19 protein-coding genes are annotated in these 22,003 nt (G+C 66.5%); 11 read left to right on the top strand and 8 right to left on the bottom strand.

All coding sequences use genetic code 11. From position 1 onward, the window contains the following. Positions 1-38: 38 nt before the first annotated feature. Together ACSVDM_RS12650 and ACSVDM_RS12645 are read left to right on the top strand one after the other, a co-directional pair. Entirely contained in the window at positions 39-1,823 is a 1,785-nt protein-coding gene (locus ACSVDM_RS12650; protein WP_439264908.1) for a protein kinase domain-containing protein, read from the top strand. Continuing rightward, the gene (locus tag ACSVDM_RS12645) at positions 1,823-2,902 is read left to right on the top strand and encodes a serine/threonine-protein kinase (protein ID WP_439264907.1); all 1,080 of its coding nucleotides are present in this window, start codon (positions 1,823-1,825) and stop codon (positions 2,900-2,902) included. Before ACSVDM_RS12650 ends, ACSVDM_RS12645 begins: the two co-directional genes overlap by 1 nt. Here ACSVDM_RS12645 and ACSVDM_RS12640 read toward each other — a convergent pair. After that, positions 2,892-3,710, bottom strand: coding sequence for a GNAT family N-acetyltransferase (locus tag ACSVDM_RS12640; RefSeq protein WP_439264905.1), 819 nt, complete (start codon positions 3,708-3,710; stop codon positions 2,892-2,894). The two genes, ACSVDM_RS12645 and ACSVDM_RS12640, sit on opposite strands and share 11 nt — an antisense overlap. 53 nt (positions 3,711-3,763) lie before the next feature. Continuing rightward, entirely contained in the window at positions 3,764-4,051 is a 288-nt protein-coding gene (locus ACSVDM_RS12635) for a hypothetical protein (RefSeq protein WP_067637588.1), read from the bottom strand. A gap of 255 nt (positions 4,052-4,306) precedes the next feature. On the opposite strand from ACSVDM_RS12635, the gene ACSVDM_RS12630 reads away from it, so the two are divergent. Then, entirely contained in the window at positions 4,307-4,891 is a 585-nt protein-coding gene (locus tag ACSVDM_RS12630; protein WP_439264904.1) for a hypothetical protein, read from the top strand. A 20-nt stretch (positions 4,892-4,911) separates the two neighbouring features. On the opposite strand, the gene ACSVDM_RS12625 is transcribed toward ACSVDM_RS12630, so the two are convergent. Next, positions 4,912-5,364, bottom strand: a complete 453-nt coding sequence (locus ACSVDM_RS12625; protein ID WP_181701379.1) for a macro domain-containing protein — start codon at positions 5,362-5,364, stop codon at positions 4,912-4,914. Further along, the gene (locus tag ACSVDM_RS12620) at positions 5,361-5,846 is read right to left on the bottom strand and encodes a barstar family protein (protein WP_439264901.1); all 486 of its coding nucleotides are present in this window, start codon (positions 5,844-5,846) and stop codon (positions 5,361-5,363) included. Before ACSVDM_RS12620 ends, ACSVDM_RS12625 begins: the two co-directional genes overlap by 4 nt. 566 nt (positions 5,847-6,412) lie before the next feature. Between ACSVDM_RS12620 and ACSVDM_RS12615 the strand changes: the two genes are divergently transcribed. From ACSVDM_RS12615 to ACSVDM_RS12605, 3 genes are read left to right on the top strand one after another with little or no spacing between them, the layout of a single operon-like run. Beyond that, positions 6,413-7,012: a hypothetical protein gene (locus ACSVDM_RS12615; RefSeq protein ID WP_356985658.1), complete on the top strand. Its 600-nt coding sequence runs from the start codon at positions 6,413-6,415 to the stop codon at positions 7,010-7,012. Positions 7,013-7,015: 3 nt separating this feature from the next. After that, entirely contained in the window at positions 7,016-12,994 is a 5,979-nt protein-coding gene (locus ACSVDM_RS12610) for a putative T7SS-secreted protein (protein ID WP_439264900.1), read from the top strand. Further along, on the top strand, positions 12,991-13,479 hold the full coding sequence (locus ACSVDM_RS12605; RefSeq protein ID WP_439264898.1) for a hypothetical protein: 489 nt from the start codon (positions 12,991-12,993) through the stop codon (positions 13,477-13,479). The genes ACSVDM_RS12610 and ACSVDM_RS12605 overlap by 4 nt, the downstream gene beginning before the upstream one ends. Positions 13,480-13,764: 285 nt before the next feature. On the opposite strand, the gene ACSVDM_RS12600 is transcribed toward ACSVDM_RS12605, so the two are convergent. The 3 genes from ACSVDM_RS12600 to ACSVDM_RS12590 are packed head-to-tail and all read right to left on the bottom strand — an operon-like array spanning position 13,765 to position 16,783. Continuing rightward, complete coding sequence (locus ACSVDM_RS12600; RefSeq protein ID WP_439264897.1) at positions 13,765-14,442, bottom strand: DUF4291 domain-containing protein; 678 nt, start codon at positions 14,440-14,442, stop codon at positions 13,765-13,767. A gap of 31 nt (positions 14,443-14,473) precedes the next feature. Then, the gene (locus tag ACSVDM_RS12595; protein WP_439264895.1) at positions 14,474-15,601 is read right to left on the bottom strand and encodes an acyl-CoA dehydrogenase family protein; all 1,128 of its coding nucleotides are present in this window, start codon (positions 15,599-15,601) and stop codon (positions 14,474-14,476) included. Between the two features lie 9 nt (positions 15,602-15,610). After that, positions 15,611-16,783 (bottom strand): acyl-CoA dehydrogenase family protein, encoded by a 1,173-nt coding sequence (locus ACSVDM_RS12590; protein WP_439264893.1) that lies wholly within the window; start codon positions 16,781-16,783, stop codon positions 15,611-15,613. A 149-nt stretch (positions 16,784-16,932) separates the two neighbouring features. Here ACSVDM_RS12590 and ACSVDM_RS12585 point away from each other — a divergent pair, with 149 nt between their 5' ends. Beyond that, positions 16,933-17,757 carry a hypothetical protein gene (locus ACSVDM_RS12585; RefSeq protein ID WP_439264892.1) on the top strand — a complete coding sequence of 275 codons (825 nt, stop codon included), beginning with the start codon at positions 16,933-16,935 and terminating at the stop codon, positions 17,755-17,757. Positions 17,758-17,839: 82 nt separating this feature from the next. Here the strand turns inward: ACSVDM_RS12585 and ACSVDM_RS12580 are convergent, their stop codons facing one another. Next, positions 17,840-18,727 (bottom strand): SMP-30/gluconolactonase/LRE family protein, encoded by an 888-nt coding sequence (locus ACSVDM_RS12580; RefSeq protein WP_439264891.1) that lies wholly within the window; start codon positions 18,725-18,727, stop codon positions 17,840-17,842. A 103-nt stretch (positions 18,728-18,830) separates the two neighbouring features. On the opposite strand from ACSVDM_RS12580, the gene ACSVDM_RS12575 reads away from it, so the two are divergent. Genes ACSVDM_RS12575 through ACSVDM_RS12560 form a run of 4 tightly spaced genes read left to right on the top strand, consistent with a single transcriptional unit; the run spans position 18,831 to position 21,854 of the window. Beyond that, positions 18,831-19,436, top strand: a complete 606-nt coding sequence (locus tag ACSVDM_RS12575; RefSeq protein WP_439264889.1) for an alpha/beta hydrolase — start codon at positions 18,831-18,833, stop codon at positions 19,434-19,436. Between the two features lie 18 nt (positions 19,437-19,454). Then, complete coding sequence (locus ACSVDM_RS12570; protein WP_067491310.1) at positions 19,455-19,850, top strand: hypothetical protein; 396 nt, start codon at positions 19,455-19,457, stop codon at positions 19,848-19,850. Continuing rightward, entirely contained in the window at positions 19,843-21,153 is a 1,311-nt protein-coding gene (locus tag ACSVDM_RS12565) for a hypothetical protein (RefSeq protein WP_439264887.1), read from the top strand. The genes ACSVDM_RS12570 and ACSVDM_RS12565 overlap by 8 nt, the downstream gene beginning before the upstream one ends. Next, positions 21,150-21,854, top strand: coding sequence for an ESX secretion-associated protein EspG (locus ACSVDM_RS12560; RefSeq protein ID WP_181700990.1), 705 nt, complete (start codon positions 21,150-21,152; stop codon positions 21,852-21,854). The genes ACSVDM_RS12565 and ACSVDM_RS12560 overlap by 4 nt, the downstream gene beginning before the upstream one ends. The last annotated feature ends 149 nt before the right edge of the window (positions 21,855-22,003 follow it).

Genomic DNA, 22,003 nt, shown 5'->3' with positions numbered 1-22,003 from the left:
CTGGTGGGTCCCGGCGCACGGCGGGAAGTGGAGCAGACATGCTGGCCAACGGAGATGTCTTCGCCGGTTATGTCATCGAACGGCAGCTCGGCCGCGGTGGCATGGGTTCGGTCTATCTCGCCAAGCACCCGCGCCTACCGAGGCTCACCGCGCTGAAGCTGCTCAACCGCGAGATGTTCTTCGACCAGGAAGTGCGTGCGCGTTTCGAACGTGAGGCCGACCTGGTCGCGCGCCTGGATCACCCGAACATCGTCACCGTGTACGACCGGGGCCTCGACGACGAGCAGCTCTGGATCTCCATGCAGTACATCGACGGTATCGATGCCGCCTCGGTGGAACCGCAGTCGCTGCCCCCGGCGCGCGCGCTGCAGATCGTGAAGGAGACCGCCGACGCGCTGGACTACGCGCACGGCATGGGGGTGCTGCACCGCGACGTGAAGCCCGCCAACATCCTGCTCGCCCGCTCGGGCGCGGGCCGTGGCGAACGCGTGTATCTCACCGACTTCGGTATCGCCCGACTGCGTGACGACACCGGTCATCTCACCCAGACCGGCACCTTCACCGCCACCCTCGCCTACGCCTCCCCCGAGCAGCTCACCGGCGCCTCCCTCGATCACCGTTCCGACCAGTATTCGCTGGCCTGCACCCTGTTCTGGCTGTTCACCGGTTCCGGCCCGTTCGCGGCGACCAACCCGGCCGCGGTGATCCAGGGTCATCTGCAGCAACCGCCGCCGCCGCTGAGCAGTGTGCGTCCTGGTCTGCCGCCCGCACTCGACGGCGTGCTGGCCAAGGCGATGTCCAAGCGGCCCGACGACCGGTTCGCCACATGTTCGGATTTCGCCGCCGCCGCGATCGCCGCGCTGAACAATCCGAGCTCACCCGCCCTGCCGCTGGCCCGACCGAGCACGGGACCGGGGATGCCGATCACCGGCGGCCCCCGACCCACCACGGGTGGCGCGATCCCGCAGACCGGTTCGCCGTACCCCCTTGCGGCACAGGGCCCGATGACGGGCGCCGGGATGACGGGCAATGCGATGACGGCCGGTCCGATGGGTACCGCGCACACGCAGGGCCCGATGACCGCGCCGCCGATGCGCAACCAGACACCCGCGCCACACACCGGCGGCGCCTACAGCCAGCAGTCGCACCCGCAGTTCGCGGCGCCGCGTCAGCCCACGGGTGGCAACTACACCCAGTACCCGCAGCGGCCGCCGTCGAAGTCCAATACCGGGCTGATCGTCGGCATCGTGATCGCCGTCGTGCTGGTGCTGGCCCTGCTGATCGGCATCGGTGTCGCGGCGAGCGGCGGCGATTCGAGCACCACGGCGACCACGTCGACGACCTCGACCACCGCGGCCAAGCACGTCACCCCCGACGCCGCCGCGATCAGCGCCGAGTTCAGCCGGATGGTTCCGCCCGATGCCGACAGCGAGACCGGTTACAACGGCGCCACCTGCTGGGAGACCGATCCCAGCTACACCCCGACGGACAACGACGGCGATCCCCAGTTCGGTTCGTGGGCGTGGCAGTGGCGCTGCTACGGCGGCGGTGACGAGCAGGACAACGACCCGTTCTACCGCTTCTACGTGTACAACTCGGCCGCCGACGTGCAGGCGGTGATCGACGGCCTGCCCGCCAACACCAAGTCGACCGACACCAACGGCGGCAAGCAGTACACCAACTACAAGTACTCCGACAACGGGAACAAGATCATCACCGTGTTCACCGGCGACCCGTATCGTGCCCAGTTCCTGATGTTCACCGACAGTTACGGCGAGCCCGAGGACGTGCTGCGCTGGTGGCGTTCGGCCCCGCTGAACTGATGCAGGAGACGACGGGCGTCTTCGCCGGGTACACCATCGAGCGGCTGCTCGGCCGTGGTGGCATGGGTTCGGTGTATCTGGCCAGGCATCCGCGCCTGCCCCGGCGCACCGCGATGAAGTTGCTGAACCGGGAACTGTTCTTCGACAACGAGATCCGGGCCAGGTTCGAACGTGAGGCCGACCTGGTCGCCCAGCTCGAGCACCCGAATATCGTCACCGTGTACGACCGGGGTGTCGAGGACGACCAGCTGTGGATCTCGATGCGCTACATCGACGGTGCCGACGCCGCATCGCTGCCCGATCCGGTCGACCCGGCGCGGGCGGTGCACATCGTCACCGAGACCGCTGCGGCGCTGGACTTCGCGCACAGCCGTGGCGTGCTGCACCGCGACGTGAAACCGGCCAACATCCTGATCGAATCGGTGCACGGCGCCGAGCGGGTGTATCTCACCGATTTCGGCATCGCCCGCCTGCACGACGACAACGCCGCGAAGCTCACCCAGACCGGAAGCTTCACCGCCACCCTGGCTTTCGCCTCGCCCGAGCAGCTCACCGGCGTCGCGCTCGACGGTCGCGCCGATCAGTATTCGCTGGCCTGCACCCTGTTCCGGCTGCTCACCGGGGCTACCCCCTTCGACGCGCCGAATCCGGTGTCGGTGATCCAGGGTCATCTGCAACAGCCGCCGCCGCGTGCGAGCGCCTTGCGTCCCGATCTGTCACCGGCGATGGACGCAGTGCTCGCGCGCGCGATGGCCAAGCGCCGCGAACACCGGTACGCCACCTGCGCGGAGTTCGCCGCTGCCGCCGCCCAAGCGCTCACCGCTCCCGTTGCCGCACCGCGTTTTCCGGTGCACCAGGCGTCCGCGCCGGCCGCGTATCGGCCCGGCTATCCCCCACCACAGCAGTGGCAAGCCCCGCCTCGGCAGGTGCCGAGGAAGAAGGCGGAGAAGTCCGTCGCGGAGGCCTATCTCGGCCCGAAGCGGACCTCACGCTGGCAGGGCTCGGTTATGGGTTGGCTGTCGCTGATCGCGCTCTTCGTCGCCGTCGGCTGGGTGATCGTCGCCGCGCTCAGCGGCTGAGCTCGTAGTTCAGGAAGTCGCGCACGGGCCGGAATCCGATTCCCTCGTAGATCTTGTTCGAGGTGGGGTTGTCCAGATCGGTGAACAGGCACACGTCGGCGCCTTCGGCCCGGATCGCCGCCGACACCGCCGCGGTGAGCGCGCTGGCGTACCCGTTGCCGCGCCATGCGGCCGGGGTGTAGACCGGCCCGACCCGCGCCCAGCCGAACACCCCCGTCTGCCGGGCGACGAAGCAGCGTGGGGCGCCGTCGACCTCCCACAGCCACCACCACCCGCGCCCGATCAGCCGCAGCGCCCGTTCTTCGTCGAGCGCACGCACGGCACCGATCTCGCGGTCGAAGTCGGCGAACCATGCCAGGCACAGCTCCACGTCGTTCGCGGTGGCCTGCCGGGCGACGCCGGGAACCTCGGGCGCGTGCAGGGTTTCGAGCCGGTAGAGCCGCGCGGTGTAGTCCAGGCGGTGCGTGCCGCGGTGTGCCGCCGACCAGTGGTCGAGGAATGCGTCGACTTCGGCGCTGGAACCCTCGACGCTGCGCAGGTTCTCGATGTGCTCGACGAGGGTGTCGACCACGGACGGGATGCTCGCGGCGGGCAGGTCGCCCAGGTAGGCGCGGCCGTCGTCGGTGCACTGGGCGAGCCCGACGACGTCCTCGTCGCGCACCGCCAGGAATCGGGTGCCCGAGAAGTTGCCGTTGATCTGGTTGACGACGCTGCTCGCGATCACCGTGTTGCGCAGGGCATCACGGCGCAGGAAGGTTTCGGCCTCGGGCAGGAACCGGGCGGCGTCACCGGTGATATCGATTCGCACCACATCGACGGTAGCGCCTACCCGTCGGTGGTGGAATCGGATTATGCAGTGGCTCAGGCGGTTTCGCGCGGCTCCTGATCGGCGCGCAGCTTGAGCAGGATCAGGCCCGCGGTGCAGGCCAGGATCAGGCCCGCCACGGTGATCTCCACGTGCAGCCCGGCGATGCCGAGGCCGGCGCCGACGAGTCCGCCGACGAAGAACAACCAGCCGAGTACCCGGGCCACGACAGCGAACGCGCCGTTGCCCGGCGGGGTTGCGGTGTCGGGGGTCTCGGGGGCCTCGGTGGCCGGATCGGGGTTCGCCTCGGCCGTTTCCAGCCGGGGTGTCGAATAAGCTCCCATCAGACTCTCCTCGATGACGCCGATCTGATTCTTGCGTCGCGCAAACCTCGCGCGTCAGGGGTTTCGGTCCGGGCGTCTCATGCGTAACTTTGCTCACACACGCTACGACCCTCTCGCTACGAAAGCCCGCGACACGTCACCACGACACGCTTACGAGACCAATCCGATATCTGAATCATTCATGTTTACAATGAGCCGATTTTCCCGGGCTGCACTACTGTGAGGCGACCCGAAGCCGACGAGGAGTACAAGGCGATGGAAGACAGCAGGGCCAAGCTCGTAGGTCCGGCAATCGCTGTTGGCGCGGTGTCGCTCGGACTGATCGTGATCGGTGCGTGCGGCATCGGACAGCAGGACGTCTACGTGACGCCGCCACCGCTGCAGGCCGGGCTGGCCGCGGCGCCGAGCCAGGTCGCCGACGACCCGACCTCCACCACGGTCCGCGTCTCGATCCCGCCGTCACCGACCTGGCGTATCGCCCCGTACATGTCGCCGCGCAAGCCTTTCAGCCTCAGCTCCACCGAGACCTCGCCCTCGGAGACCCCCGCACCGGACGATCCGTCCAGCGCCCCCCACCCGACCGAGGCGACCTCCGAATCCCGCCCGCCGGAGCCCACCACCGAGTCCCCCGAGACCACCACCGAGGACTCCACCCCCACCACCACCCGCCCACCCCGCACCACACCCCCCACCCGCACGGTGAACCCCCCACGCACCCGCCCCACCTACGAGGGCGAGTTCGAAGACCCCGACCTCCCCACCACCAACGCCCACGACAACACCACCCGCACCCCCACCCCCACCACGGCCCCACCGACAACCACCCAGGCCGACGGCTGATCCCGAAGCCGCCATCACCCTCACTCGAGACCGAACACAACGACCTCCACGTCGTGAGACTCGATCACAGGCATGATCGCACCTTCGACATCCGACCACTCGAGCCCGCCGAGCCCCGCACCGATACGCGGAACCCCGATTCGCCGCAGGTCGGCTTCATCCGCATGAGCAAGCATCGCTCCGACCGATGAAACGATGGCGGGAAGAGTCGCCTTTCCGCGCCAATGGGCCTGCGTACCCAGGTTGTAGACGGTCACATCGTCACACTGCCAAACGAACACAGATCCAGGCGTCAATCGGCCATCGCGGCACCGGACTCGATACTCCTCATACATTTCCGGCCACCGACGTTTGAATTCCGTCGCAATACCTCGCCCCATTGCACCAGCACAATTACAACCGTGCCCGACCGCATCGAGGTCGGTGGCAGCGAACAGGTTACCGACGCGATGGTGCAGCTTTCCGGTGGTCATACGTGATCCCCTTTGATTAAGAGTGACAATTCTGTTGCCGAATATTTTTCCGACAGAAATAGCGTATTGAACGCGACCGGCTCATTTCCCCATTCACGCCCTATACCCGGAGCGTTAGCCCAGTAGCACCCCGCACTGTTCAACACCCTCAGATATGTTTTCAGGTCTCGGCGATCGCCCGCAAGCACATTCTGCGCATGGTGAATAATGGTCAAGTATCTTCTGGACGGCAGATTGTCCAGCGTAGTCAAGCATTCTTCGAAAGCCGGCCAGTTCGAGCCGAAGTACGGCGGAAACTCGAACTCTGAATAGTAGCAACCGAAGAGCCCGTCGACGCTATCCATCTCGGCGCCATCCAGGGAAAATACGCGTATTCCAGAGAAGGCAGGGGTCAACTCAGCCAGGCTCTCGATATCCTCCTTCCCACGAAAATGAACCCAAGGCCGGTCGGCGTCGAAAGCGGATCCTTTTGTTGAAGACACGATAAGAAGCTCCTACCACCGTTCCGGACTTGCCATTTACCAACCGGATCCTTGGGATTGCATCTCTATACATCTCACGATCCCTTGATTCACGCACGATCCTTCACCCAACGAAATATCGGGTTGAACATATTTATCGATCGGACTCGATATATCACGATAGAGGCCTGAATTTGAAGCGAAACGAATGGGAAGTCCCTCCTGTAACAACAGATAGTCGCGATCAACCATAGGGTCCTTGGTTTGTTCGGCAGGGGTACGGCTGGAGCGGCCGACGCCGTAGCCGTATGCGATAGGTTCTGCCACCACTGGCAGAGTAGCTCCCACCTCGCTATGCTGCTGATTGATCGCCCAAGGGGGGCGCGATCGCCAGAAGCATTGGGGGAGGCTGGCTTTCATGATCGACTCGTTCTACACCGGATTCGGCAACCCACCTGCTCTGCGTGAGTCGTTCACGGTGGACACCGCACCGGAAGCGTGCCGACGACCGTATTCGATGACGGGCCCGGAACGTCGAACGACGAAGCGGGGCACTCGTGGCGGCTGAGCTGAAAGTCTCGCCGGAAGTGCTGATTCAAGCGGCACAGGGGATCACCGGGATCATCAGCGAGCTGTCGGAGATCGGGGTCAAGGAGACCGCGTCCTCGGGGCGTGGCTTCGCGCTGCTCACCATGTCCGGGCTGGAGGCCGGGAAAGCCGTGGTGCAGAAGGGGTTCGAGGAATTCACCGAGCGGTGGTCCTGGGGCGTGCGATATCTGGTGCAGTCCGGCAACTCGATCGCCGAAGCGGTGGGATTGGCGGCAGGCCGCTATTACATGATGGAGCAGCAGGGCTCCGACACGTTCAAGCAGATGTATACCCACCTGCTCGGCAATCCCCACCTGTCCAGCGCGGAGATCAAGGAGCGGACGTGGGGCGAAACCCTTGCGGACAATCCGATCAATATGGCGCTCAACGCCGACTACAGCGCCAAATCCTTCGAAGACGCGGCCGCACACGCTGACAAGAACTGGCAGGTGGTGCAGGCCGTCGGCCCGCAAGCCATGGCCAACCTCTCCACGCTCGACCCGTACTCCTACGCCGCCCCCGACAATGGCCTACCCGATGCGGGCTGGAACACCGGGGCCGCCGAGCAAGCCGCCGCGATTCTGGATCCCCCGGGCTGATCGGTGGGGGTGTTCGACAACTTCGGCGACCTGTTCGGCCGAGGAGTGGAAAGTGCTGTCGAGAAAGCCGGGGCACTCGCCGACGACGTCCTCGACGTCGCCTCCACCGGTGCGCAGAAGCTCGGCATGGACAGTTTGGCGGAGTCTCTCGACGATCTCGGAGACCAACTCGTCTCGGCCGCCGGTGGTGAAGTCGAAGAGCGTGCGCTCGGGGAGACGAAGGACCCGAAGGAACTGATCCGCGGCGAGCCGACAGTCATCACCGATGCCGCGACCACGTTGCGTGAGATGGCGACCCAGATCGCCAAAACCGGCGACGCACTGAAAACGATCGATGCCGCGGACTGGACCGGGGCTGGCGCGGACGCGTTCAATGCCGTCTACGACCAGCAGCCGAAGCTGTGGTGGGATGCCGCGGAATCGTTCACCGCGACCGCCGGTGTCCTCGACAGCTGGTCCGCGGCGGTCACCACCGCGCAAGCACGTGCCGCGGATGCGATCGCCGAGTGGGAACGGGCCCTGGCCGAGGAACGCACCAAGAAGGACTGGTGGAACTCGCTCACCGGCGATCAGCAAAAGCAGGTCGGCCCGCTGCCCGATACCTGGACCGCGCTGCGGGACAATGCCCGGCAGATCTTGAGTTTCGCTCGCACCCAACGCGATAACGCCGCAACCGAGTCGAGCGCCAAGATCGCCGAAGCCACCGGCAAGGCGCCGACCACACCGCCGTTCACGTCCCGAATGGCGGCGAACCTGTCGGATCTGGCCGATATCGGTGAGCACGCCAAGTTGAGCTTCGAGTCCGGCGTACTGACCGGCCTGACGGGGCTCGTGCAGTTCGTCCGGCAGGTGAATCCGACCGATGCCTATAACATCACCCATCCGGCCGACTACCTGTCGAAGATGTCGGATTTGGGGACCGGGCTGGTGGTCGCGGCCGCCGATCCCGGTGCGGCTGTCGACGCGATCCTCTCGGAAGCGCGCGCGAACCCGTTCGAGTTCGCCGGCTCGATCACGAGCGATCTTCTCGTCACGGTCGCCACCGGCGGCGGAGGCGCGGCGAAGCCGGTGTTGTCGGCGATCGACAAGCTCAGCGACGTCGGTCGTCGCATTCCCGGGGGCAATCGCGACAGTCCCGATGGGGCTACACCGGAGCAGTCCGGCACTCCCGAACCTGTCGATCACGATGGCGAGAACTCATCGCACGCCCCAGCGCCCCAGGCCGGGGTGCCGGACGGGTCCAACGCCGGGCCGCAATCGGGCGTCGACGCCGGCGCTCGGCCCGACGCCGGGCCGGAATCGCCGACACAGCGCCCCGACACTCGACAACTCCAGGAAGCGCCGGAAGAAAACGCCTCCGGCACTCCGCTACACAACACCCCGGAACCGCGTGCGGAGCCTCCGACCGCACGCCCTGATACCGAAACGCCCGCGCCACGACCGGGTTCCGAGAACTCGACCCCCGCTCGAACCGACGCCGACGATCGGCCGAGCACTCCGGTTCACACCAACGGCCCGGAACCCGATCCCGACGACAACGCCAAAACTGTCGAGGCACCCCGCCAACCCGGCACCGATCCGAATCCCACGCGCCCGGTCCAGGATTCGAACTCTCCGGTCGGCAACCCCGGCACCGACGCGCCGACCACCCAAGCCCCGTCACAGACCACTGCCGAGACACCCAGGGGAGAGCCGCCGACCCGGGTCGGCGAGCCAGATCCTGCCACTACCCGGCCCGACCCTGGGTCGACCAATTCCGCCCCCGACCCGGACTCGACTCGACAACCGCCCGCCCGGGCCGACGCGGACGGCGACGGTGGGTCGACGTCGAATCCGCACCAATCCAGTCCCGAGTCCGACTCGACTCGGCAGCCACCTGCCCGGGCCGACACAGGCGGTGACGCGGGCTCGACATCGAATCACGACCGATCCGATCCGGCTACCCCCGCCCGCTCGGATGCCGCTGAGCCTCAACGCGATTCGTTCACCCCGGCGGCGACCATGTCTCCGACGCCGAATACCCGCGCGCCAGAATCCCCCGCGAGCACCCGGACACCGGACCCGCGCCCCACCGCCACACCTGACAACCGCCAGGCCGGCGATACCGAAACCGACCGGAACCAGCAGAAGCCGGACGAGCACGCCAACACACCGGACCAAGACAGAGCCACGCCCAGCCCTTCACCACGTGCAACGCCGGATTCGAACACGCCTCAGTGGCACGGTGATTCACGATCGGCGCCTGACCACGACACCACCGCCGCTCCATCTCCCGCGCGCGGCGATGGTGATTCCTCCTCCGATCCGGACTCCGGAGAGCGCGGTACCGATAACTCGAACGGCGACCACGACAAGAGCGACAAAGAAGTCGACAAGTCCGAAGCTGACGAGTCGGATTCCTCCGAACATGTCGACGACCCCGACAAGATCCGCGAATCCACCATCGAGGACCCGGTCGAGCACAACCGAACCGACGATGACATCGAAGAATGCAACGACCCTGTCGACGCGGCCACCGGTGAATTCCTCCTCCCCGAACTCGATCTGAACCTGCCCGGCGTCCTGCCACTGATCCTGAAGCGTCGTCACCGGTCGAACTACCGCTTCGGCCGCTGGTTCGGCCCGTCCTGGTCGGCGACCCTGGACATGCGGGTGGTCGTCGACGACCACGGTGTCATCTTGATCGGCGAGGACGGCGTAACGCTGCTCTATCCCCACCCGCAACCTGATGCTCCAGTACTGCCGCTATCGGGTGCGTCGCGCTGGACGCTGAGCCGCGCCGACTCCGGCGGCTACCGGGTCTGGGATCCCGAACGCGAACTGATCTGGCATTTCGCCCCCGAACCCGTCCGGGCCGGCATCGATGTCGCCCTCGGCAACTACGCGATCTCGGCCATCACCGACCGCCACCACAACCGCATCCGATTCCACTACGACAGCGACGGTGTGCCGACCGAGATCACCCACACCGGCGGCTACCGCGTGGCCGTCACCACCGCCGGTGGGCGCGTCACCGGACTCGACATCCTCGGTCCGTCCGGCGGTCACCTCACCACGATCCGCGAATTCGGATACACCGCAGGTCAGTTGGTCGCCGTCACCAATGGTGTAGGCGCGACCACCCGGTACACCTACGACCACGCCGACCGTGTGACGTCGTGGACCGATTCCAACGACAACTACATGGTCAATACCTACGACGAGGCCGGCCGAGTCACTCGTCAGCGCGGTATCGCAGGAGTCCTCGACGCCGATTTCAACTACTCCGCATTCCCCGACGGGACCGGTCGAGTCACCACGCACATCAATTCCCTCGGCGCTCCGACCACCTACGGTTTCGACACCGATCTGCGCACCCGTGACGTCCGCGATCCCAACGGCGCCCGCACACACACCGACTACAACGCCGACCGCAACCCGCTGACGTTCACCGCCCCCGACGGCGCGGTCACCCGCTACACCTACACCGACGACGGCGACGTCGCCTCCATCACCCGCCCCGACGGCAACACCACCTACCTCGAATACCTGTTCCGCAACCGCCCCACCCGCATCACCGACGTCGACGGCACCGAACTCCGCCGCGAATACGACACCAACGGCAATCTCACTGCCGTAATCGCCCCCACCGGCGCCCGCACCACCTTCACTCATCACCGCTGCGGTGCCGTCGCGACGATCACCGAACCGAGCGGAGCGACAACCAGCATCGATGTCGACGCGGCGGGTCTACCGATCCGAATCACCGATCCGCTCGAGTCGGTAACCACCATCGAGCGCGACGGCCTCGGCCGTCCCCACCGCATCACAGACCCGCTCGGTGCGACAACGACCCATCGGTTCTCACCTACCGGTCAGCTTCTCGAACGCGCCCTCCCGGACGGACACCGCGAAACCTGGACCTACGACGGTGAAGACAACCTCCTCACCCACACCGACCCAGCAGGCGGGGTCACCCGATTCACCTACACAGCGTTCGACCTTCTCGCGGCCCGCACGGACCCGGCCGGTGCGACCACCACCTACACCTGGGACACCGAACGCCGCCTCACCGCAGTCACCAATCCCAACGGTGAAACCTGGCACTACGTCTACGATCCCGCGGGCCATCTGATCGCCCAGACGGACTACACGGGCGCGACCACCCACTACACGCACGACCCGGCCGGGCGCACCGTCACGATCACTCCCGCCACCGGCATCACCCGGCATCACGCGTATGACATCCTCGGCCGCCTCACCGCGATCACCACCGATTCCCGCGACTGGATCCACTACACCCACGACTTGTCCGGCCGTCTACTCTCCGCGACCAACGGCAACGACAAAACCCCTTCCCACACTCTTCAATTCAGCTACACCGACACCGGCCAGCTCGCGTCCCAGCAAGTAGACGACCAACCGCCGATGCGGTTCGACCACGACGAGTTCGGACGCCGCACCCGCCGCACAACCCCCACCGGCGCCCAAACCCACTGGTCCTTCGATTACGCAGGCCGCCACGGCGGGATGACCGCCGACGGCCACAACATCGACTTCACCTACGACCCGGCAGGCCGTCTCACCCGATGGCAACTCGACGAACTCGCCATCGACACCACCTACAACCCTGCAGGCCTGCCTAACAGCCAAACCGTCACAGCCCACCCACACCGCCTGTTCAACATCGGCCTCGACTCCGCCCCACGCACCCCGCCCCGAAACCTGCGCACCGACGAGTACGCCTGGCGCCCAGACGGTTACATCACCAACCACACGACCCATCACCACAACAATGCGTCGGTCAGCCGCGACTACGAACTCGACCCGATCGGACGCGTCACCACCCTCACCCGCGACAACCAGGTCACCGAGCGCTACACCTACGACCCCCTCAGCAACATCACCAGCAGCGACACCCCGGACTCGCCGGCTGCCCCCGCCCATGCCACCAACTCCCGCCGCCGCGAATACCGCAACAACCTCCTGATCCGAAACGGCCGCACCACTTACCACTACGACAACGCCGGCCGCCTGATCCGCAAAACCACCACCCGCCTATCCCGAAAGCCCGCCACCTGGCACTACCGCTACAACAGCTTCGACCAACTCACCGACGTCTGGACCCCTGACCACCAATGGTGGCACTACACCTACGATCCCCTCGGCCGCCGCACATCGAAGCAACACCGCACCGCCGACGGCACCATCCTCGACCGCACCGACTACACCTGGGACGCAACCAACCTCACCGAACAAACCACCGCCGACTCCACCACCCGCTGGCACTACCAACCCGGCACCCACACACCCCTCACCCAAACCACCGATCAAACAACCGTCGATCGCGAATTCGTAGCGATCATCACCAACCTAGTCGGGTCGCCGACTGAACTGATCGACCCCAAGTTTGCTGAACAGACCGCGCATGCCTCCAGCGATCTATGGGGGAAAACCATTTGGCACGGGGATACGCAAACACCTCTTCGATTCGCTGGGCAGATCCACGACCCCGAAACCGGACTGCACTACAATTACCACCGGTTCTATGATCCGGCCTTGGGTCGCTATCTAACGTCGGATCCACTCGGCCTTGAACCTGCGCCTAATCCTATTGCTTATCCGCATAACCCGCTCACATGGTTCGACCCGCTCGGTTTGATATCCGACGAATGTCGAAAGAGCAAGGAAATTACCCTCGACGCGTTTGATTCCTTCGAACAGGCGAGAAACAAGGCACTGGAATTGATCGGCGATATCGACCCCGCAGTTCGGGAGCCGTATGTCGGACGACTCGAGGTTGCGACGAGCACTTATGGCAAGAATATTGGGTTCCACACGCCGCGTGCCGAATTGTACAAACGATTTAGGATCGACTTCGATCCGATGAAGGGGCCCCATATCAACGTCGAAGTCGGTAAGGGGTCGTCAGCTAGAAAATGGGCTGTACCCTGGATCGGTACTGAATCGGATATCGCCAGATTGCTTAGGAGAAACGCATGACGATTGACGGAGTGTACGGCACGAGGCCTGACTACCTGCCGAAGTCGATGATCCGTGCTGTGCGGGTTGATGTCGCCGGTCGCCCGCGTATCGGCTGGGTTGGCCAACCAGGCGTGAAGTTCCTCGATCTGCATCAGCATGACGAGTATGAAGAGGCAAGCATCCGCCGATTTTCAAGGAGATCGGATGGTACGGTCAATTGGGGTGAAGTCTCCAAAAGCCTTGTTCTGAAGGCTGGTGATTGCGATTCGCTCGATATCGTGGAAACGATTCAAGAATTTATGTCGGATTCAAATATTTTGATATTCTTCTGGGATAGCTTGCTGATGCCGAGTGTCGAGATGAAGAATCAGTATTTGAAGGCTTATATCAGCGGCATAATCGCGCAGGTTGCCGAGTTCTGGGTATACTCCCCCAGTGGTCGAGTGTTGATCGAAAACACGTTGCGCGGAGAGATAACCGCCGCAAAGGTGCCTTCCGCATAGAGCGTCGACTCCTACCCGACTACACCTGGACTCCGGATCTGCAAGAATGATCAGATGCCATTCCTACCACAGACTGCGTCAGTGCGTAGAAATTGGAGTCAATGCCTCACTTTAAGGCAACTTCGATGTCGACTCTAATTCAGGAGCCGATGTCCAACCGTGGATGCGGGAATTCTGGAAATCGGCAGCCCTACGTTACGCAGCGCACCGAGGGAAAGAAAGTGGTCAGTGCAGGATGTGCTGATCTCCTTCGATCCGCGCCAGCGGGGTGCGGGAATTCTCGGGTCAGATTGATTCAGCGCGAGGCAACTGCGCCATTCCCAGAGTCCGCGAAATATCGTCCGGTATCGGATATGGCCGCTCGGAAGGAATCAACTCGCGCGCACCGCTTTCATCTTCAGCGGTGATGCGACTACGCGTTTCATGCGCAAGTTCAGTGACATCTTCGATGCCGACGATCCATTCGTCGCAGTAGCGGCGAACGGCTTCCCCGGAGAGACCGACCTGCAATGAACGGTATGGGAGAGGCGACATTCTGATGTCGCGCTCGGGATCCCACTGGATCCGAACAGGGGCGGTGAGGCTGCCTCGCCACTGGGCGCGATCGGTGTGTGCGGTGCGGTCGAAGCTGGCGAGCGCGGAGTGCCGCAATGCCCACTCGAAACCCTCACGGGTGATGGTTACCGCCAGCACATGCTCCTGGCCCGGCTTGGATGCCCATCCAGAGCGGTACATCATCCAGAGAAAGGATGGTTTGATCCACGTCATCCGCTCCCGGTTGAAGGCGTCGGGGAACCTCCCTGTCGCGGCGGCTGGTACAGCGATATCGGCTCGATACGCCTGGTACACCGTGACGGTCGATGCATCGAAGCGTGCACGAACCTGACGAGTGGGTACGTTCATTCCGATCATCGTGCCTGCGACTCGGCCGCGCCGCCAACGATTTTCGGCAATGGTGCGCACCCATGCCGAGTACGCACCATTCCCGGGCTGTCTACAACTCCGGCAAGTCGTAACTGCCGACGCAATCGGCGAGCACCCGCCGGTGTTCCAGTTCTCCGCCGAGGGTCTGGCCGATTGCGGTGAGGCGGGCGACGTAGTGGCTCACCGGGTATTCGGCGGTGACGCCGATTCCGCCGTGCATCTGGATGGCCTCGCGGCCGATGTGGGCGGCGGATTTTCCGATCTGCAGGCGGGCGCGTGAGGCGACGATCGGGTCGTTGGAGCCGTCGGCGAGGGCGGCGGTGATGTAGAGGTTCATGCTGCGGGCCAGTTCCAGGGAGACGTAGCAGTCGGCGGCGCGCTGGGTGAGGGTCTGGAACTTCGACAGGGTTACGCCGAACTGCTTGCGCGACTTCAGGTAGTCGGTGGTCGAGGTGAGTGCTACCTGCATGGCGCCCACCGATTCCGCGCACAGTGCCGCGTGGGCGTAGCCCTGGGCGAGCGCGATCTGTTCGGCCGCGTCGACCGTGTCACCGAGCAATTCGCCCGGCGCCGAGGCGAAATCGAATTGGGCGCCACGGCGGCCGTCGAAGGTGCGGTAGGTGCGGCGCTGCACGCCGGAGCCGGTGGGGTCGACGAGGAACAGGCCGACACCGCCGCCGGGAAGTACCGCGCTGACGATCAGCTGATCGGCACAATCACCGCGCGGGACCGGGTTCTTCACACCGGTCAGGGTGTACGAATCACCCTGCTGTTCGGCGGTTGTGGTGACCTCGGTGGACGGCCAGCGCTGTCCCGGTTCGGCATGGGCGAAGGCGAGCAGGAGGGTGCCCTCGGCGAGTGCGGGCAGCAGCCGGTGGCGCTGATCGGCGCTGCCGGTGAGCCGGATCAGCTCGGCCGGAACGACCACGGCGTCGAGCACCGGTTCGGGGGCAAGCGCACGGCCCAGTTCCTCCTGCACGAGCATCGCCTCGACGGGGCCCGCGCCGACGCCGCCGTCCTCCTCGGGGATGGTCAGGCCGAGGACGCCCAGGTCGGCGAGTTGCTTCCAGACCGTGCGGCTCCAGCCGGGATCGGTGTCACCCGCCTTGGTGAGGGCCTCGCTGTCGTAGAACCGGTGCAGCAGTTCGCGCACGGTGTCACGCAGCATCGTCTGTTCTTCGGTCAGTGCCAGATCCATGTCAGCGCCTCACAATCCGAGGATCGTGGAGGAAATGATCGAGCGCTGGACCTCGCTCGAGCCTCCGTAGATGGTCACCTTGCGGTAGTTCAGGTAGCCGGGGCCGGTGTGCTGGGCCCAGGCGGGTGAGGCGATGTCGTCGGCGTCGACGGGAAGGGCGTCGGCGCCCGCGATGTCGAGCAGCAGTTCGGTGGCTGCCTGCTGCAGTTCGGTGCCGCGCAGTTTCAGCACCGAGGAGGCCGGGTTGGGTTTGCCGTCGGCCGAATTGGACACCACCCGCAGCTGGGTGAGTTCCAGGGCGAGCAGTTCGTTCTCGAGTTCGGCGATACGCACGGCGAAGACCGGGTCCTCGATCAGGGTGCCGTGGCCGGTGCGGATCGAGCGCGCGTGGTCCTTGGCCAGCCCGATCTTGACCTTGGTCTTGCCGACGCCGGTGATGGAGGTGCGCTCGTTGCCGAGCAGGAACTTGGCGTAGGTCCAGCCCTGGTTCTCCTCGCCGACCAGCTGATCGGCGGGCACCCGGACGTCCTCGAAGAACACCTCGTTCACCTCGTAGCTGCCGTCGATCAGTTTGATCGGGCGCATGGTGACACCGGGCGACTTCACGTCGAAGAGCAGGAAGGAGATGCCCGCCTGTTTCTTGGGCGCCGACGGGTCGGTGCGCACGAGGCAGAAGATCCAGTCGGCGTACTGGCCGAGCGTGGTCCAGATCTTCTGCCCGTTGACGATGTAGGAGTCACCGTCGCGCACGGCGGTGGTGCGCAGCGAGGCCAGGTCGGAACCGGCGTCGGGCTCGGAAAAGCCCTGGCACCACCAGATGTCGAGGGCGGCGGTGGGCGGCAGGAAACGCTGCTTGAGCTCCTGGGAACCGAACTGGGCGATCACCGGGCCGACCATGGAGGCGTTGAAGGTGAGCGGTTCGGGCACCGAGGCCAGCTGCATCTCGTCGAGCCACAGGTGACGCTGCATCGGCGTCCAGTCCTTGCCGCCCCACTCGACCGGCCAGTTCGGCACGGCGAGCCCGTGATCGTTGAGGATCTTGTTGGCGGTGACGATGTCTTCGCGGGAAAGCTCGTGTCCGTATTTCACACGGTCACGGATCTCGACGGGGATCTCGGTGTGATAGAAGTGCCGGAGCTCATCGCGGAAGGCGACCTCTTCCGGGGACAGGGCTAGCTTCATACGGGTCTCCCAGCGTCTCTAGTAGCCGTCCTGGAGAAACCTACCCCGCACGGCGACGCCGCGACACCACCACGCTGCCACCGGCCCGTCGAACTGGTACGTTGCCACACGGACCGGGGAACCGGTGGGCGAGCAGCAGGGAGTTACGGGTGAACGGCAGATCCATCGCAGGTAGGGCGGCGGCGGTGACCGCGGCGAGCATCGGTGCTGTGGTCGTGCTCGCCTCGACCGCGAGTGCGTCTCCTCTCGACGACGCCATCACCCACTTGCGCGATCTCGCCGGCGAGGACGTGAGCACCAAGGCCGGTGTCGACGCGATCGCCAACTTCACCGGCATGGTCGGCGCCGACCGCCTGCGTGACATCTCGGCCCAGTTCATCCCGCTGGGTTATGCCGCCCCCACCTTCGGCTGCGGCAGCAACGGACCCATCACCACCATCATCGCCGCCGCGACCGTCGAGGGCCCCGGCCCGCGCACCGGAACCAGCCTGACCCCGGGCGATGTCCGGTTCAGTGCCAGTCCGGCCCACACCGGTGTGCCGCTGGCCTCCGGCCTGAGTGTGGCCTGGGTGAATGTGAACAACGGGCAGAGCGGTATCGCCGCCCTCGACGACCTCACCGAATACCAGCTGCCGTCGCTGTCGAAGACGATCACCAGCGGCGCGGGCACCGTGGTCGCCTCCATGTGGGGCACCATCGACTACCCCGGCGCGCGCTGCGTGATGACGCCGACCGTCGGCACGTTCGTCGTTCCCGATCTGCCGGTGGCGGCTCCCGAAGCACCGGCCGCCCCGCCCGCGCCGGAACCGCAGGCCCCCGCCCCCGGTTCGGGTGCGCCCGGTGCCGGTGCGGCACAGTCGCAGGCGCCCGCCCCCGAAACGCCCGCTCCGGCCCCGGCCCCGGCAGAGGCGCCGCAGCCGGCTCCCGCGCCCGCTCCCCCGACTCCGCCGTCGGCGCTGAGCGTCGGCGGCTGATCATTCGGCGCCCGAGGCGCCAGGATTCGAAAACGGCCGTCGACTGATGTCGGCGGCCGTTTGTCGTGCGAAAGGGTTCGGGTCAGCCGCGCGGGCGGATGCGCAGGACGGTTCCCTCTTCGGTGCCCGCGAGCAGCGCCGTCGAGTCGGCCGGGTCGGCGACGACGGCGGTGAGCGGCTGGGTGGCGACGATCGTGCAGGCACCGCCCGTGGCCAGGTCGACGCGCACCAGCTGTCCGGTCAGGGTCGTCACGTACAGGGCGCCGTCGCGCAGGACCAGGTCGTCGACGAAATCGGGCAGCGAACCGAATGAGGTCAAATCGGCGATGGTTGTGCTCACCGCCGGATTCGTGCGCGACAAGCGAAGCACCCGGCCGACCGGACCGGCTGTGCTGTCGACGTAGTTCGCCGTGACGTAGACCGAATCACCGGAGACCACAACACCATTGGGCCCCTCGACGGTGGCGTTCGACCACCAGGTCATGTCCTCGGTGCCGTCGGGAAAGAGGCGGTGCACGCCGTCGCGGGCGGTGACGTACAGGTTGCCCTGGGCGTCGAAGGCGGCGCCGTTGGGGTGGATGAAACCGGTGGCGAAGGGTTCTGGCCCCGGGTCGGCGGCGGTGGGGTCGAATCGGACGACACCGCCGGAATCCGACAGCGGCGAATTGCCGGTGACCACGTAGAGCAGGCCGTCGGGACCGAGTCGGACGGCGCCGGGCGCCGCGATATCCACCGTGGCGGTGAGCTTTCCGGCGCTGTCGTAGCGCTGCACTTCACCGCGCAGCACGCGCGACACCCACACGTCACCGCGCTCGTCGATGCCGAAGTTCTCCGACCAGTCCAGTAGTGGGACCGTCGAGTGGATCGCGATCTCCTGACCGGCCCGCCCACAGGCGGCGACCGGGTCGGCACCGGCGACGCCGGTGACCGCGGTGCTCACGCCTGCCGCACCGACGACAATGCTTGCCACACAACGACGCAACGACAACATGGACGACCTCGACTCTGAACCGGGTGGACTGGCGAAGTGTAACGGCTGGCGCGATGCTTTGGCAGGTGCGGATAATCGGCCGGTGCCCTACTTCGACAGCGCGCGTGGCCGTCTGCACTACCGGCGCAGGTCAACCGGCCTGGTCGCCGCGACCGTCGTGTTGCTGCCCGGCACCGGTCAGCACAGCGGGCACTATCACCGATTCGGTACCGCGCTGGCCGCCCTCGGCATCGAGTTGTGGACCCTCGACACCTCGGGACAGGGCCTGAGCGAGGGCGATCCGCACGCGCCGGGCACCCTCGGCGAACTGGTCGCCGATGCCAGGGGCCTGCTCGAGTTGGTGCGGGCCGAAACCACCTCCGCGCCGGTGCTCATGGGCCACTCTCTCGGCGCCGTCACCGCGCTCGCCGTCGCCGTCGATCAGCCCGCCGGCCTGCGCGGACTGGTCCTGTGCGGCACACCGCGCCGGGCCACCGAGACCGCGCCCGATCCGCGCCTGCCGACGCTCGCGGTGCACGGAATCGACGACCGCCGGGCACCGATCGATGCGATGCGGCTATGGACACAGCGGTTCGGATCGGTAGATTTGCGCGAGTACGCCGACGCCGGTCACGACCTGTTGCACGAGCCGGTGCGGGACCGCGTGGCCGACGATATCGCGCGGTGGGTACTCGCCACGGCGGACTGAACGACGAAGGGGGAAGCGGTGCAATCGAATCGCACGGGGCTGCCGAATACGGCGGCGCTCGGTCAGGCCGTCGAGGAGGGCGGACTGTGGGTCGACGGGGTGCTCGTCGCCGACGGCGCGACCGAACGGTGCGCGCTGCGCTACGAACGTCTCGCCGCCGCCGTCGACGCGCAGGTGCAGGCCTTGACGCAGGCCGCTACGCTGCCCGGCTTCGGCGGGCTGCCCTCGGGTGCCGCGCTGCGCACCGGCTTCGAGACCAAGACCGGCAATGCCCTCGACCAGTTGCGTGCCTACGCCGCGACGGCTCGTCAGCTGGCCGCCGTGCTGCGGGCCGCCGGGGCCGCCTACCAGGAGAGCGATCAGGCGATGGCGAGCGCGGTCCGGGCGATCGAGACGGGTGATGGGCATGCGTAGCATTTCCGGTGCACCGGGGACCGACCCGGACTATGTGGCCGTCGTCGAGGTGTTCGACAGCCTGTCGCATTCCGAAATCCACACGGCGGTACAGCAACTCGACCCGGCCGCCTTGAGCAGTGGCGGGCAGTTGTATCTCACCGCGGCCACCGCAGTCGGTGACGAGGTCGACAACGCGCATGCCGAGATCCGGGCCGCGATCGCCGACGGGTGGCGTGGGTCGGGGGCGCAGTCCGCCGTCGATGCCCTTCGCACGTTCGAGCAGGTGGGTCGGCAGATCGCGGATGTGCTGACGGCGGTCGGTGTCCGGCTGTGCCAGGCGGGTGACGCCGCGGAGTCGATTCGCGCCGCTGTCGCCGAACCCGCGGCGGCGCAGCCTGATCCGGACGGCGCGCTGCTCGATCCGCAGCAGGCCACGGACAATGCCACGATTTCGCGGGAAGCCGAGAACGCCCGGCTGGATGCGGTGCAGGCGATGGAGACGATCTACGCGGGGGCTTTCGTGCCCACCGGGTCGGGGGTGCCAGCCTTCGGCGAGATCGCTTCGGGCACAACGGATGTAGCGGTCGTCGGTGCGCTCGGTGCGGTGCCTTCGCCGGTGGTCATGGCGGTTACCGGCGAGGGGTCCGATGTCGCGGTTACCGGTGCGGCAGCAGGGAACGCCGTTTCCGATGCGGTGGGAGGGTCGACGGCAGACGGCTCGGGTGCTGCGGTTTCACCGGCGAGTGTGAGTAGCTCGACGGCGAGCACTTCCCTGTTCGCAGGCGGTTCCGCAGCGGTCGCCCCGGCAGCGGCCGCGGCCGGAGCCGGCACGCCGAGTGCCGTGTCCGGTGCCCCAGTGGGGTCCGGCGCCGCGAGTGGAGTGCCCATCGTGGGCCCTGTTCCCGCCGGCGCGCTCGGGCGGGCCGGGAAACGCGCGAACGCCTCGCGGAAGGAATCCGGTTCACCGGCGACACAGGCGGCTTCGCTCGGCGAATCCGGTTCTCCAGCCACGCGATCGGCGTCGTCCGAGGACGTCCGCCAAGATCCCACCGTGGCCGGTGGCGAAGCGGCTGCCGGAATGAGTGCGGGCGCGATCGGTGGGCTCATGGGTGGGGCGATGGTCGCGGCGGACCACACCCGCGCACCCGGCGGCCCGCGCCCGCCCGCCCAGCCCGACATCGAGGACGACGACGACGAATTCCTGCGCTTTCTCGAGGAAGAACCCACCTTCCTCGAACCCGCCGACGAGGTGAACCCCCTGATCGGGAAGCTGGAACCGACCAGTCCCGCCGTGCTCGGAGAGTGGACCGAGCAGGAGTGAACTGGCACCTCACGCCCGATCAGTTCGCGCTGGCCTGGGCGCGTACCGACGGCGACCGGATCCCGTATCCGCTCGCCGTTCGCGCGTCCGCCCGCGACACCGCCGAGCGGGCGGCCGCCCGACCGGCACTCGACGCCTGGTGCGCCCGCACCCTCGACCCCGACCTCTCGGCGGCGCTGCGCGTGCTGGCCAAACCGGAGATCCGGGTGGAGGTGTGCGGACACGCGCCCGCGCCGGTGCGCATGCTCGGCGCCGTCGCGGGGGACGTGGCGGTGCTCGCCGTGCAGTCGCCCGGCATCGCGGCCGACCGAGGTGGCGACCTGCACGTTCAAGTCGGTGCGACGAAACGTTTCGCGCCCCAAGTCTTTTCCCGGATGCCGCGCCAACCCGTGGGGACCGGTCCGCGCATCGCCGCACCGGCGGCACGCGTGCGCGAGGACAGCCGCGACCTGGTCACCGTCCCCGTCGCAGGCCCCTCTGACGCCGCCCGCATCCGCAAACTCCTCCAACGCCCGCGCACCGGCATCGGCCAGATCCTCGTCGCCCCGGGGGCCGACGAGCCGGCCACCGGTGTCCTGTCCTGGATCGACGTCACCGGCGACGGCCGGTACCTGATCCACTCCGGGCACCAGGTGTCGGTCGCCCCGGCGACACCGGACACCGCCGCCGACTGGCTGCGGCGGCTGTTGCGCGCCGCTTGACCCGCAGCCGCTCGGGTCCGGGCCCTCGCTGGCCACGTGTGACGACGAGGTCGCCGGTGCGGTCCATGCGTTGGGCGTAGGGGCAGACGGTGAATCGGTCGGAGTTGGTGGGCAGCGTCGGATCGAGGCGTAGCACCATCACAGCTCGC

Origin of the sequence: Nocardia sp. JW2 (assembly GCF_051843015.1) — a bacterium.
GTDB lineage: Bacteria > Actinomycetota > Actinomycetes > Mycobacteriales > Mycobacteriaceae > Nocardia > Nocardia coubleae.
The sequence above is the reverse complement of the archived record's forward strand: the minus strand, read 5'-3'. Positions and strand labels throughout refer to the sequence as shown.